10 protein-coding genes are annotated in these 13,880 nt (G+C 69.3%); all 10 read left to right on the top strand.

Features of this window, described 5'->3' with window-relative positions:
* Positions 1–43: 43 nt before the first annotated feature.
* The 10 genes from FQU85_RS00445 (at position 44) to FQU85_RS00490 (ending at position 13,878) form a co-directional block, all read left to right on the top strand.
* Positions 44–2,443: a cation-translocating P-type ATPase gene (locus FQU85_RS00445; protein WP_145843180.1), complete on the top strand. Its 2,400-nt coding sequence runs from the start codon at positions 44–46 to the stop codon at positions 2,441–2,443.
* A gap of 35 nt (positions 2,444–2,478) precedes the next feature.
* A complete protein-coding gene (locus FQU85_RS00450; protein ID WP_145843190.1) occupies positions 2,479–3,645 on the top strand; it encodes an alpha-1 4-glucan-protein synthase in 1,167 nt (388 codons plus the stop codon).
* 43 nt (positions 3,646–3,688) lie between these two features.
* Entirely contained in the window at positions 3,689–4,843 is a 1,155-nt protein-coding gene (locus FQU85_RS00455; protein ID WP_145843198.1) for an extracellular solute-binding protein, read from the top strand.
* Positions 4,840–6,474: an iron ABC transporter permease gene (locus FQU85_RS00460; RefSeq protein WP_145843208.1), complete on the top strand. Its 1,635-nt coding sequence runs from the start codon at positions 4,840–4,842 to the stop codon at positions 6,472–6,474. The genes FQU85_RS00455 and FQU85_RS00460 overlap by 4 nt, the downstream gene beginning before the upstream one ends.
* Complete coding sequence (locus FQU85_RS00465; protein ID WP_145843216.1) at positions 6,467–7,570, top strand: ABC transporter ATP-binding protein; 1,104 nt, start codon at positions 6,467–6,469, stop codon at positions 7,568–7,570. The genes FQU85_RS00460 and FQU85_RS00465 overlap by 8 nt, the downstream gene beginning before the upstream one ends.
* Entirely contained in the window at positions 7,567–9,576 is a 2,010-nt protein-coding gene (locus FQU85_RS00470) for a glycosyltransferase family 39 protein (RefSeq protein WP_145843222.1), read from the top strand. The genes FQU85_RS00465 and FQU85_RS00470 overlap by 4 nt, the downstream gene beginning before the upstream one ends.
* A 26-nt stretch (positions 9,577–9,602) precedes the next feature.
* Positions 9,603–10,124 (top strand): gluconate 2-dehydrogenase subunit 3 family protein, encoded by a 522-nt coding sequence (locus tag FQU85_RS00475; RefSeq protein WP_145843229.1) that lies wholly within the window; start codon positions 9,603–9,605, stop codon positions 10,122–10,124.
* Positions 10,121–11,767, top strand: coding sequence for a GMC family oxidoreductase (locus FQU85_RS00480; protein ID WP_145843236.1), 1,647 nt, complete (start codon positions 10,121–10,123; stop codon positions 11,765–11,767). The genes FQU85_RS00475 and FQU85_RS00480 overlap by 4 nt, the downstream gene beginning before the upstream one ends.
* Before the next feature lie 35 nt (positions 11,768–11,802).
* Complete coding sequence (locus FQU85_RS00485; RefSeq protein WP_145843245.1) at positions 11,803–12,492, top strand: dolichyl-phosphate hexose transferase; 690 nt, start codon at positions 11,803–11,805, stop codon at positions 12,490–12,492.
* Between the two features lie 162 nt (positions 12,493–12,654).
* Positions 12,655–13,878, top strand: coding sequence for an MFS transporter (locus FQU85_RS00490; protein ID WP_370516747.1), 1,224 nt, complete (start codon positions 12,655–12,657; stop codon positions 13,876–13,878).
* Positions 13,879–13,880 lie beyond the last annotated feature (2 nt).

Raw genomic sequence — 13,880 nt, forward strand, 5'->3', positions numbered from 1 at the left:
GTAGCAGCCGAGTTAATAGCCATTCGGCGGCTAGTCTCTCGTAATGACTCCCCCCGACGATGCAGACGACCCGTCCCCCGGCGGGGAAGCGAACCACGGTACGCCGGCCGACGACGCCGGGGTGACGCTCGAACTCGCGGTGCCGAGCATGGACTGCGCGTCCTGCGCGGGAAAAGTCGAGAGCGGCCTCCGCAGCGTCCCCGGCCTCCGCTCGTACGAGACACAGCCGACCACTGGCCGGGTCGTCGCGACGTTCGACCCCGACGACGCCGACGAGAGCGAGGTCATCGCGGCCGTCGAGGGCGCCGGCTACGAAGTCGTCCGCGTGGACGGCGGCCGCGCGGACGCGGACGCCCACAGCGCGGACGAACGCGGGCACGACCGCGGCAGCGAGGAGCGGGCGGGCGTGTGGCGGAGTTCCCGCGCGAAGAAGACCGCCGTGAGCGGCGTCCTCCTCGCAATCGGCCTCGTGTTCGAGTTCCTCGTCGCGACGAACCCGCAGGTCGCGGCGGTGCTCGGCGAACCCGTCCACCTCGCGGACGCCCTCTTCCTGTTCGCGGTCGCTATCGGCGGTCAGGACATCCTGCGCAACGGCTACTACTCCGCGCGGAACTACAGCCTCGACATCGACTTCCTGATGACGCTCGCCATCGCGGGCGCGCTCGCCGCGAGCGTCGGGTTCGGCGAGTCGCTGTACTTCGAGGCGGCGACGCTCGCGGTGCTGTTCAGCGTCGCGGAACTCCTCGAACGCGCGTCGATAGACCGCGCGCGGAACAGCCTCCAGGAACTGATGGAGCTCTCGCCGGACGAGGCGACCGTGAAGCGCGGCGACACCACCGAAGCCGTCCCCGTCGAAGCCGTCGACGTCGGCGACGTGGTCGTGGTGCGCCCGGGCGAGAAGATACCGATGGACGGCACGGTCGTCGCGGGCGGGAGCGCCGTGAACCAGGCCCCCATCACGGGCGAGAGCGTGCCCGTGGACAAGACCGAGGGGGACGGGGTCTACGCCGGCACCATCAACGAGGAGGGCTACCTCGAAATCGAAGTCACGTCCGCGGCCGGCGAGGACACGCTCTCCCGGGTCGTCGACCTCATCGAGGACGCCCAGTCCGAGCAGACCGACCGCGAGCAGTTCGTCGAGCGGTTCGCCGCGTACTACACGCCCGCAGTCGTCGCGTTCGCCGTGCTCGTCGTGCTCGGGAGTCCGTTCGCCCTCGGGATCTCGTGGACGGACGCGTTCGTGAACGGCCTCACCCTCCTCGTGCTCGCCTGCCCCTGCGCGTTCGTTATCTCTACGCCCGTCTCGGTGGTGTCGGGGTTGACGAGCGCGGCGAAGAACGGCGTGCTCGTGAAGGGCGGCCCGCACCTCGAAGCCGTCGCGGACGTGGACGCCGTCGCGTTCGACAAGACCGGCACGCTCACGGAGGGCGAACTCACCGTCACCGACGTAGTCCCCCTGAACGGGAACACCGAGGCGGACGTGCTCCGGTGCGCGCGCGGCCTCGAACGCCGCAGCGAACACCCGATCGGGGACGCCATCGTCGAGCGCGCCGACGCGGAGTCCGTCCCGCGGAACGACGTGTCCGACTTCCAGAACATCACGGGGAAGGGCGTGCGCGCCGACCTCGACGGCACCAGACACTACGCGGGGAAACCCGGCCTGTTCGAGGAGCTCGGGTTCGACCTCGCGCACGTCCACGCGACCACCGACGGCGGCGTCGTCACGCGAACCACCCAGCAGCTCTGCGAGCGCCACAACTGCCTCGACCTCCTCTCCGACACCGTCCCCGCCCTCCAGTCCGAGGGGAAGACCGTCGTCCTCGTCGGTACGGCGGACGAACTGGAAGGCGTCGTGGCGGTCGCGGACGAGGTGCGCCCGGAGGCCGCGCGCGCCGTCGAACGCCTGCACGCGCAGGGCGTCGAACACACCGTGATGCTCACCGGGGACAACGAGCGCACCGCGCGCGCCATCGCCGCCCAAGTGGGTATCGACGACGTGCGCGCCGAACGCCTCCCCGAAGAGAAGGTCGCGGCGGTCGAGGATCTCGTCGCGGAGTACGAGACCGTCGCGATGGTGGGGGACGGCATCAACGACGCGCCCGCGATGGCGACCGCGACCGTCGGCGTCGCAATGGGCGCGGCCGGCACCGACACCGCGCTCGAGACCGCTGACATCGCCCTGATGGGCGACGACCTCTCCAGACTCCCGTACATCCACATGCTCGCGGGCCGCGCGAACGCCGTCATCCGGCAGAACGTCGGCGCGAGCCTCGCTGTCAAGGCCGGCCTCGCGCTCGCCGTTCCCTTCGGCTATGTTCCCATCTGGCTCGCCGTCCTCGCCGGCGACGCCGGCATGACCGTCGGCGTCACCGCGAACGCGATGCGGCTCTCCGGAATCACTGCAGCAGACGCGGAGGAGCGAGCGCCCACGCCATCCCGATAGACTTTAGGCCGGCCTAAACATCGTTAGGGGTAGGAATGAGCGACCGCCCGGACATCTGCGTCATCGTCCCGACGATACGCGAGTACGACTGCGTGCGGAGTTACGTCGAGAACGCCCGCCGCCACGGCTTCGACACCGACCGCCTGTTCTTCGTCCTCGTCACCGAGGACTTCTGCGACACCGCCGCGATGGAGGGAATGCTCGACGACCTCGCGGTCTCGGGCGCGGTGTTCGACGGAACCGCCCGCGAGGCGTGGTTCGACGACCGCGGCCTCTCCGAGTACGCCGACCTGATCCCCGCGGCCAGCCACGCACAGACGTCGTTCGGCCTGCTCTACCTCTGGGACGACCCCGGGTTCGAGTACGGCGTGTTCATCGACGACGACACGCTCCCGCACGAGGACGTGAACTTCTTCGGTACGCACATGGACAACCTCCACTACGAGGGCGACCTGCGGTCGGTTCGCTCCGACGAACAGTGGGTGAACGTCCTCCACGAGGGCGACAACGACCTCTACCCGCGCGGCTACCCGTACGCGGCGATGGACGAATCCGTGAGCGCGGAGACCGAGCGCGTCGACTCCGTGGTCGCCTCGCAGGGCCTCTGGACGAACGTTCCCGACCTCGACGCCGTGCGAATCCTGATGGACGGCGACCTCCAGGGGCAGGCGCAGACGCGGACCACCCGCGAGGACTTCGGAGACGACTTCGTCGCCGCGTCCGGCCAGTACCTGACGGTGTGTTCGATGAACCTCGCGTTCCGTCGGGAGGTCGTGCCCGCGTTCTACCAGTTGCCGATGGACGACAACGACTGGGAGGTCGGGCGGTTCGACGACATCTGGTCGGGCGTGTTCCTGAAGCGCGCGTGCGACGTCCTCGGGACGCAGATCTACAACGGCGACCCGCTGTGCGAGCACAACAAGGCGCCGCGGTCGACGTTCGACGACCTCCAGAACGAGGTCGCCGGCCTCGAACTGAACGAACACGTCTGGGAGGTCGCGGACGGGGTTGGCGAAGACGCCGAGTCCTACGCGGGCGTGTTCCGCGCGATCGCGGACGAGCTCGCGGCGGGCGACTGGAGCGAGTGGAACAACGGCGCGTTCCTGAACGAGTGCGGGGAGGCGATGCGGTCGTGGCTCGACTGCCTGAACGCCATCGAGGAGCGGGCGCGTGACTCCCCGACGCCGGCCGCGCTCGACTGACGAAACCGCAAACACTTAGTCTATTTAGGTCTGCCTAAACCATATGCGTGATTCACCACGAACCCGGCGACGGTTCCTCCAGGCGACGGCCGCAGGGTCGCTCGCCGGCCTCGCCGGCTGTCAAGGCCTCCTCGGCGGTAGCTCGGACGACGAACGCGTAACGATTCCCGAACTCGCCACGTTCCGCGGGTCCGGTGCGATCGTCGAAGGCCGACCCGCACCCGGCGGCACGTCCATCGAGGAACTCCCCGACCTCTCCGGAGAACTCAGCCTCTACATCGGCGGCGGCGAAGGCGGAATCTACTACCGCTTCGTCAAGATGCTCCAGGAGATATACCCCGACTTCACCGTCTACCAGAGCAGCGCCGCCTCCGCCTCGCTCGCGCAGAACATCGTCAAGGAAGTGCAGGCCGGTGCCGCCCAGGCGGACGTCTTCTGGTCGATCGACGCCAGCTCCCTCGGGTACGTCGCCGACAACGACGCCTACGAACCACTCCCGAAGGACGTCGTCGAACCGGTCCCGGAGGACTTTCAGGGCGACGACAACGCGTGGGTCGGCGTCGCCGGACGCGCACGCAGCGTCCCCTACAACACGAACCAGCTCTCCGAGAGCGACATCCCCGACGCCGTGCAGGACTTCCCGTCCGCCGCCTCCTTCCCGAACACGGTCGGCTGGGCGCCAACGTACGGCGCGTTCAAGTCGTTCATCACCGCGATGCGGTTGCTCCGCGGCCCCGACGCCACCCGCGAGTGGCTCGTCGCGATGCGGGAGAACGGCGCGAAGCGCTTCCCCGACGAGTTCGTCGTCTCCCAGCGCGTCGCGGACGGAGTGATCCCGGCTGGATTCGCGAACCACTACTACGCGATGCGAGTGAAGAACCAGCGCCCCGACGCCCCGCTCGCCCTCGCGTTCACGAGCGACGACGCCGGCGCCCTCGTCAACGTCGCGGGCGCGCTCCGCATCAAGGGAACCGAGAAAGACCAGCTCGTGAACAACTTCATCAAGCACCTGCTCTCCGCGGAAGCCCAGGAGTTCTTCGCCACCGTCAGCTTCGCGTACCCGATGATCGAGGGCGTCACGCCCGTCGGCGGCCTCCCGACCATCGACGAACTGAACCCGCCGGATATCGACCTCTCGAAGCTCTCGAACCTCGAGAAGACGCTCGAAATCATGCGGAACGCCGGCGTTCTGGGATGACGGTTACGGAGCGCGTCGCACGGGCGGTCGACCTCGCCACGAACGACGAGGCGGGAGCCGTCGGAACCGGCCTGACGTTCCTCGCCGCCGCCGTCGCGGCAGTGCTCGTCATCCCGCTCGGCTGGCTGTTCGTCGACGTGCTCGGTCTCGGCGGTCGCGCCATCGACCTCGCCACGTCCGCGACGACGCTCGCGGTGCTCGCGCGCAGCGTCGCGCTCGTCGCCGTCGTCACCGCCGGAAGCGTCCTCGTCGGCGTTCCACTGGCGGTGTTGACCGTGCAGGCCGACATCCCGTTCAAGCGCTTCTGGACGGTACTGGCCGCGCTCCCGCTCGCCGTCCCGAGCTACCTCGGCGCGTTCGCCGTCGTCTCCGCCACCGGACGCGGCGGCGTGCTCGCGAACGCGCTCCAGCCGCTCGGCGTCGAGACGATACCCACGGTAGACGGATTCACCGGGGCGGCGCTCGTCCTCACCGTCTACACGTACCCGTACGTCTTCCTGACGACCCGCGCGTCCCTCCTCTCGCTCGACGCGTCCCTCGTCGAGGCCGCGCGAACGCTGAACTCGGGCCGCTGGGAGGCATTCCGCCGCGTCACCCTCCCGCAGATACTGCCGGGCGTCGCCGCGGGCGCGCTCCTCGTCGCGCTCTACACGCTCTCCGATTTCGGCACGCCGAACATCATGCGCGTCCAGGTGTTCACGCAGTTCATCTACGCGCGCTACACCGGATTCATGCAGGACTACGCGGCCCTCCTCTCCCTCCAACTGCTCGCGGTCACCGCGGTCATCCTCGCCGTCGAATCCCGGATCGGCGCGGACGACTCCGGCGCGTACGCGAGCGGCGGGAACCGCGGCGCGCTCTCCATCCGCCTCGGCTGGCTGCGCTACCCGCTCCTCGTCCTGCCGCTCCTCGTCGGCGCGACCGCGATTCTCCTCCCCATCGTCGTGTTCGGGCTCTGGCTCACGAACGGCGGCCCCGGGTACGCGGGCGGGTCGATGGCGTTCTCGTGGACGTACGGCTGGAACTCGCTCTACGTCGCACTCCTCGCGGCCGTCGCGTCCGTACTCGTCGCGCTCCCCATCGCACTGCGGTCGGCCGCGTCCGACTCACGGCTGGCCGCGCTCGCCGACCGCGCGCCGTACGCGGGATACGCCGCTCCCGGCATCGTGCTCGCCATCGCGCTCGTGAGCTTCAGCCTCAACGTCGTTCCGGCGTTCTACAAGACCATCCCCCTGCTCGTGTTCGCGTACGTCGTCCGATTCGTCCCGCAGGCGATCGGATCGATGCGGACCTCGACGCTCCAAGTCGACCAGACGCTCGTCGAGGCCGCACGCACGCTCGGCCGATCCCGGTTCGGCGCGTTCCGCTCCGTCACGCTCCCGCTCATCGCGCCCGGCATCGTCACCGGCGCGGCGCTCGTGTTCCTCACGACGATGAAGGAACTCCCCGCCACGCTCATCCTTCGTCCGTTAGGCTTTGATACGCTCGTCACGTACATCTGGCGAGTACAGGAAGCGGGGTTGTACGGGCGAGCAGCGCTCCCGGCGCTCGTTCTCGTCGTCGTATCCGGCCTCTCGATGGCCGTCATCCTCGCACAGGAAGACGCGGACGACAGTGACACGAATGAGTGAGACACTCCACGTACGACCCGACACAGACGAGCACGACCGACCAGCCGTCCTCGAACTCGACGGGGTGACGCGGTCGTTCGGCCCCGAAACCGCCGTCGATTCGCTCTCGTTCGACGTGCGCGACGGCGAACTCCTGACGCTGCTCGGACCGTCCGGCTGCGGGAAGTCCACCACGCTCCGCCTGATAGCGGGCCTCGAACGCCCCGACGGCGGCTGTGTCCGCGTCCGCGGTGACGTCGTCGCGGACGGCGAGACGTTCGTCCGCCCGGAGAACCGCGACATCGGCCTGCTGTTCCAGGACTTCGCGCTGTTCCCGCATCTGTCCGTCGGCGAGAACGTCGCGTACGGTATCGCAGACCGGCCCGACGAGGCGGTCGAGCGCCGCGTGAACGACCTCCTCGACCTCGTCGGCCTGGCGGACTACGCGGACGCCGCGCCGGACACGCTCTCGGGCGGCCAGCAACAGCGCGTGGCGCTCGCGCGGTCGCTCGCACCCGAACCGGACGTCATCCTGCTCGACGAACCGTTCTCGAACCTCGACGTGTCCCTGCGACGGGAGATGCGCGAGGAGGTGCGTCGAATCCTCAAGGAGACGGGCGTCACGGCGATTTCGGTGACCCACGACCAGGAGGAGGCGCTGTCCATCAGCGACCGAGTCGCCGTGATGAACGACGGCCACCTCGAACAGATCGGGCGGCCGGAGACCGTGTTCGAACAGCCGACGTCCCGGTTCGTCGCGGAGTTCATCGGGGAGGCCGGGTTCGTCTCCGGCCGGTTCGCCGACGGAACGGTGGAGACCCCGGTGGGGGACGTGCCCGGAGACGCTATCGCGGGCCTCGACGCGGAGTACGAGGGCGCGGAGGTCGACGTGCTCGTCCGCCCCGACGACTTGCGGGCGGTCCCCACCGACGGCGGGAACGGCCGCGTCGTCCACCGCCAGTACACGGGACCGGCGTTCGTCTACCGCGTGCAGCTCGACTCCGGCGGGCTCGTCTACTGCGAGCACAACCACGCCGACCAGCTCTCGCTCGACGAGCGCGTTCGCGTCGACCTCGACATCGACCACCGGCTCGCGTGGTTCCCGACCGAGGAATGACCCGGCGCTGGCACTGGGGCGTGCTCGCGCTCGCCGGTGTCGCGGCGACGCTCGCGTGGGTGGTGTCGACCACGGTGTTCCCCTATCACTCCCTGAACCACGACGAGGGCGTCTACCTCCAGCAGGCCGCGATGCTGCTCGACGGCCAGGTGTTCCTCCGGCCGCCGCTGGAGGACGCGCTCCGGCCGTGGTTCTTCGTGGAGGCGGGCGACCGACTGTACGCGAAGTACGCGCCGGTTCCGGCGCTCTTCTTCGCGCTCGGAGAGCTGTTCGGGGCGTACCGGCTCGCACTACCGGGTATCGCCGCCGGCGTCGTCGCGCTCACCGCGCTCGTCGCCCGGGAGGTGTTCGGCTCCCGGGTCGGCCTGCTCGCGGGCGCGTTCGTGCTCGCGTCTCCGTTATTCATCATTGAGTCGGGCGTGTTCCTGCCGTACGCGCCGACGACGCTGCTGAACCTCGCGTTCGCGTACGCCTACCTGCGGGCCGACCGCACCGGGAGTCGACGGTGGGCGGCCGTCGCCGGCGGCGCGGTCGGACTAGCGTTCTTCTCCCGGCCGTACACCGCCGTCCTGTTCGCGACGCCGTTCATCGCGCACGCGCTCTGGACGCTCCGCGCGGACTGGCGGGCGGCGCTCCCACGGCAGGCGGTAACCGCGGCGCTCGGCCTGCTCGGGGTCGGCGTCGCGCTCGGCTATAACGCGCTGGTGACCGGGAGCGCGTTCGTCTTCCCGTATCAGGCGTTCGCGCCGCTGGACGGACTCGGGTTCGGGCAGCGTCGCCTGCTCGGTCACGAAATCGTGTACACGCCCGAACTCGCGCTCCGCGTGAACCGTGTCGTCCTCGACCTGTTCTTCACCGAGTGGGTAGCGGGCGGCGTGTTCGGTAGCCTGCTCGCCGCCGCCGGCGTGGTGTGGGCGGCCCGCCGCGAGTGGTCGGCGCGCGCCGCGGCGGTGGCCGGCGTGTTCGTCACGGTCTCCGCGGGGAACGTCTACTTCTGGGGGACGTTCAACATCCTCGGAGACGTCTCCGCGCCGGGCGACGGACTGGTGTCCGTGCTCGGCCCGTACTACCACTTCGACCTCCTGGTTCCGACGGCCGTGTTCGCGGCGCTCGCAGCCGTCCGCGGCGTCACGGTGCTCCGCGGGGTGGCGCGCGAGCGGTTCGATCCGCGAGTCGCACGCGCCGCGGTCGCGCTCGTCGTCGTGGTGAGTCTGGGGGGCGGTGCGGTCGTGACCGCGGGGAACGCGGCGGATCCCGTGGAGACGAGTCTCGACGTGACGGAGACGTACGAGACGGCGTACGCGCCGTTCGAGGACGGTGCTCCCGCGGACTCGGTGGTGTTGGTTCCCGACCCGTACGGCGACTGGCTGAACCATCCGTTCCAGGTGCTGCGGAACGACCCCGGGTTCGACGGGCGCGCGGTGTACGCCATCCACGACCGGCCGTTCGCGGTGGCGGACGCGTTCCCGAACCGATCCCTCTACCGGTACGTCTATCGCGGGGCGTGGAATCCGGCCGCGGGGTCGCCGTCGGCCGCTCGGTTGCAGCGAGTGCGGGACGTGTCCGGGGCGGCGGTGACGATGGAGGCACGAATGGGCGTCCCGGCGGCAGCGACGGCGACCACGATTCGCGTCGCGACCGGCGGCGAGAGCGCGTACTACACGGCCGAACCCACGAACGGAGCGGTCGACCTGACCGTGTCCGTGCGTGACGGCCGGGTGTCGGTCATGGGTGACGTGTCCGTCGTGGGAACCGAGTCGCTGACCGTGACTGGCCGGGAGACGGTGCGGGTGTCGGCGTTCGTGCAGTACGGCGGCGGGGACGGGTTCACGTACCGTCTGTCCCTGCCGGTGGACGCGACCGGGAGCGGCGTTCGAGCGCTGTCACCGCGGGTGGAGCGGTGCGCGAACGCGCGGGCGTGTGGTGGTGCGGCGGCGTACGTGCCGTCGTCGACGCGGCCGAGCGTGTTCGTGACCGTGTCGATGACCGCCGAACGCAACCACTAAGTTTAGGCCTGCCTAAACACGGATGGATGAAGCTGAGTCGACGCGACGCCCTCGCCGCGCTCGCCGCGACCGGTACGGCGGTCGGCGGTGCGGTCGTGCTCACCGGCGACGACGAGTCGGACGACCGCCCGCTCGACGCCGACAGCAGAGAGACGATGATCGCCGCCGCTCACACCCTCTACCCGACAGCGGTCGAGAACGTCGCGTCCTTCGTCGAAACCTTCCTCGACGGCCGCGTCCACGACCACCCCGACCACGCCGCGGGTATCGCGGCGGCGACGGACTACCTCGACGACTACGCCCGCGCCTGGCACGACGAGGACTTCGCCGGCCTCCACCGACTGACGCGCTCGGACGCGCTCCACGCGATGAACGCCGACACCGCCGACCCCGACCCCGCGGGGAGCGACGTGGAACGCGTCCGGTACTACGTCGTGAACGACCTCCTGTACGCGCTCTACGCGTCGCCCACCGGCGGGAAGCTCGTCGGCATCGAGAACCCGATCGGCCACCCCGGAGGAACGGGGAGCTACCAGCAACCGCCATGAGTGGAGACCGAACGCCGTCCGATTCGGCGGACGTCTGCATTGTCGGCGCGGGACCGGCGGGTGCGCTCGTCGCGGACACGCTCGCGGCGCGCGGCCACGACGTCGTCGTGCTCGAAGCAGGCGAGCGATTCGACGAGGACAGCCGACGCGACCGCATGGAACGCCATATCCGACCGGGCCACGGCCCGCTCTCCGTCTGGAACATGGGCGGGGAGCGCGACGCCTACACGTCGTCGGGCGACCGCGGCTACCCGCTGAACCGGGCGCGCGTGAAGGGTGTCGGCGGGTCGACGCTCCACTGGCAGGGGATGGTGATGCGGCTGCACGAACTCGACTTCGAGCAGGCGTCCCGGCACGGCGTCGCCGCGGACTGGCCGCTCGACTACGACGACCTCCGGCCGTACTACGCCGCGGCGGAGCGCGCGCTCGGCGTCGCGGGCGCGGACGACAACCCGTTCGCGCCACCGCGAGAGGAACCACATCCGATGCCGGCGTTCGAACCGTCGTACAGCGACTCGCTGTTCGCGGACGCCTGCGAGCGACTCGGAATCGCGATGCACTCGGTTCCGAACGCGCGGAACTCGGAGGCCTACGCGGACGAGCCGCCGTGTATCGGCTACGGGACCTGTAAGCCGGTGTGTCCGTCGGGCGCGAAGTACGACGCGACCCGGCACGTCGCGTCGGCGGAGGCCGACGGGGCCCGCGTCATCGACCGGGCGGCGGTACAGCGCCTCGAACACGACGCGTCCGGCGACCGGGTGACCGCGGCGGTGTACGCGACGCCGGACGGCGAGACGCACCGCCAGCACGCCAGTCAGTTCGTGGTCGCGTGCGGGGGCGTCGAGACGCCGCGACTCCTCTTGCTCTCCGCGTCCGACGCCTATCCGGACGGGCTCGCGAACACGAGCGGCGCGGTGGGCCGGTACTTCATGGACCACGTGTTCGCCGGGACGGGCGGCGTGCTGGACGAGGAGACGCGGCAGAACCACATCGGGTTCCTCACGAGCGAGTCCCACCAGTTCTACGACGACCCTGCACGCGGAACCGAGCGCGGCGTGCCGAGCGCGGACGGCGACGCGAGCGACTACGCGCGGTTGAAACTCGAGTTCCTGAACTACGCGGGGCCGTCGCCGGTGCGGGAGGCGCTCGGGAGCGACGAGTGGGGGGACGCACTGCTCGGGTCGCTCCGGCAGTCGTACGGCAACCACATCGCGATGGGCGGGCTGGTCGAGCAGCGGCCGCGCGCGGAGCACTACGTGGGGTTGGACGCGTCGCAGACGGACGACCACGGAAACCCGGTGCCGGACGTTCACTGGGGTCTCGACGACGTGACGCGGCGGACGCTGGAGCGCGCGAACGAGATTCAGGAGCGCGTACTTGACGAACTGGGGGCGGAGGTGACGTGGCAGGTCGGCCCCGAGAACACGGGGCCGGCGTTCCACCACATGGGGACGACGCGGATGGGCCGCGACCCGACCGAGAGCGTGGTGACGCCGGAGCTACGGACGCACGACCTCGATAACCTCTGGATAGCGGGGAGCAGCGTGTTCGTGACCGGCGGGGCGATGAACCCGACGCTGACGCTCGCGGCGCTCTCGTTGAAGGCGGCCGACCACCTGCACGACACGCTCACGAGTGTTTAGGTAAGCCTAAAACACTGGCGGGTGTGTGGACACGTATGTCCGACGATCCGTACACCTTCGACGACGTCAGCGTCGTCATGGGAACGTACAACGAGGAAGCGGCCATCGACACGGTTCTCACCGACATCGCCGAAGCCACCGACGACCGCGCGACCGTCGTCTGCGTCGACAGCTCACAGGACCGCACGCCCGAGATAGCGCGCGAACACGGCGCCACCGTCGTCGAACAACCCCCGCAGGGGTACGGCGTCGCCGTCCACGAAGCCATCACCACCCCCGACCGCCCCATCGTCGTCACCACGGACTGCGACGACACCTACCCCATGGAACGCCTCCCCGACTTCCTCGACGCCATCAACGACGGCTACGATGTCGTCAGCGGCGACCGCCTCTACCACGGCGCGGACGCGATGCCCGACACCAACCGGTACGGGAACATCGCGTTCGCCCTCCTCGCCTCCCTCCTCCTCGGCGAACGCGTCCACGACACCACCACCGGAATGCGCGCGTACCGCCGCGAAGTCATCGAAGACATCGCGTGGACGGAGAACACGGGCCTCTCCGCGGAACTCCTCCTCCGCCCGCTCGCCCGCGGCTACCGGGTTCGCGAACTCCCCATCGACTACCGCGAACGCGCCGGTGAGACGACACTCGACCCCCTCACGGGCGGCCTCGCAATCGCCAAATCGATCCTCACGGTCGGCATCGAGGAACGCCGCCGCTGAGACGACGCCGCACTCCAGATCCACGACGAACACCGCGCCCCGCGGGTCGTTGCCCGCAACGCGGACGCGCCCATCGAACCCGCTCGGGGCGCGCCGATAGTCCGACTCGCGGAAATCGTAATAACGGAACGTAATTGAGTGGGTCTCGTCGACTGCCACTCGATGAAGGAGCTCGCTCGGGAACGGTGGCTGAACCCGCCAAACGCGACCATCCTGAAGTACTATCTCTACAAGGCAACCAAAGCGGTCGAGTTCTACCGCCCCATCATGTACCTCTTCTTCCTGGCGCAGGGCCTCACCTTCACGCAGATCGCCATCCTCGAAACGATATACAATCTCACGACCGTGTTCGGCGAAGTCCCGACCGGCTACATCGGCGACCGCGTCGGCCGTCGAAACAGCCTGCTCGTCGGAACCACACTCATCGCCGTGACGCTGCTCGGCATCGGTCTCGCGAACTCCTTTCTCACGCTCGCGGTTCTCTACGTCTTCTGGTCGGCGGGCTACAACTTCCGCTCCGGAACGGAGGACGCCTGGCTCTACGACACGCTCACCGACGGCCTCTCCGAGGGCGAGTTCGCGCACGTCCGCGGCCGGGGCGAGTCCGCCGCGCTCGCTGCCGGTGCCGGCGCCGCCATCCTCGGCGGCTACCTCGGCAGTATCGACCTCTCCTACCCGTGGTTCGTCGCGGCCGCGGTCACCGGACTCGGGGCCGGCGTGCTGCTCACGCTCGACGAACCCGAGACGTACGAGAAGTCGAACACGGACGCGTTGACCCTCCGCAGAACCGCCGACATCGTCACGGACGCCCTCTCCCACCAGAACCTCAGAGCCTTCATCGTCTACTACTACGTCCTCTACGCCGCCGTCACGTACCTCGTGTTCGTCTTCCTCCAGCCGATATTCCGGACGGTCGTCGTCGACATCGGCGTCTCCCCGGCGCAGGTGGAGTCCCTGCTCGGGTGGTTCTACGCGGCCTACAGCCTCTTCGGCGCGGTTCTCAGTTACTACACGGGCGCGATTAAAGACCGCGTGGGCGTCCGGACGTGGTTCGTCCTGTTGCCGTTCGTCGTCGGCGCGACCCTCGTCGGGATGTACTTCGTGCCGGTTCTCGCGCTCCCGACGTTCCTGCTCGCGCGGGGGCTCTCCGACGTGACCCGGTCGTTCGCCGGCCAGTACGTGAACGACCACATAGAGACGCTCGGCCGAGCGACGGTGTTGAGTTCGATGGCGATGGTCAGCGGACTCGCAGTCGTCCCGTTCCAACTCGCGAGCGGCGTCCTCTCGGACGCCGTCTCGCCGCTGTTCGCGCTCGCCGTCGCCGGGGTCGTTCTCGTGGTCGGGTCGGCCGCGATTCTGCTGTGGGAGATCCCCGTGGCCGAGTGACG

It is taken from the genome of Salarchaeum sp. JOR-1, assembly GCF_007833275.1.
Taxonomy (GTDB): Archaea; Halobacteriota; Halobacteria; order Halobacteriales; family Halobacteriaceae; genus Salarchaeum.